The sequence below is a fragment of the Sediminivirga luteola genome (genome assembly GCF_014639315.1).
Taxonomy (GTDB): Bacteria; Actinomycetota; Actinomycetes; order Actinomycetales; family Brevibacteriaceae; genus Sediminivirga; species Sediminivirga luteola.
Window position 1 is genome coordinate 1 of sequence record NZ_BMFY01000042.1, and the last position, 544, is coordinate 544.

At 56.7% G+C, this 544-nt stretch carries 1 protein-coding gene; it reads left to right on the plus strand.

Annotated features, from left to right (window positions below; translation table 11 throughout):
• Positions 1 to 233: 233 nt before the first annotated feature.
• On the plus strand, positions 234 to 491 hold the full coding sequence (locus IEW13_RS17250) for a hypothetical protein (protein WP_188552138.1): 258 nt from the start codon (positions 234 to 236) through the stop codon (positions 489 to 491).
• Positions 492 to 544: the final 53 nt, after the last annotated feature.

Sequence of the window (544 nt, forward strand, 5' to 3'; positions counted from 1 at the left end):
TCCCTGGTGTATGGAAACCAGACTGAGTCGTACATGGAGCGATCTGCGATTACGAGCAACGTCGAATGGGTCGACAAGTGGAAGGTCTTATTGGTCAAGGCCCACGGAACGAGTGGCCGCGATGACGTTACGATTCTGGGCGAACCGGTCGTGGCCGGCCCAGGTACCGCGTGTACCGAGACCTACCTCGTGATCGGGGTTGTGGACTCCGANCGTGTACCGAGACCTACCTCGTGATCGGGGTTGTGGACTCCGAAACAGAGGCTCGGAATCTGGCCATCTACATGCGGACGCGCTTCGTTCGATTCCTCGTCTCGCTTCGCAAGATCACCCAGAACATCACTCGCGACTCCTACCTGTTTGTCCCAAGGCTCTCGATGGATCGAGTCTGGACTGATCGTGACCTCTATGAGCGCTACGACATCGATAGTGAGCAGGTTTCATTCATAGAGTCGTTGATCGCCGAGCGTCCGAGCAACGACGTGGAGTGACCCCCTAGATTCGGTCCAGTAGTTATGTGAGTTGCACTAGCGCCCGCCCTTAG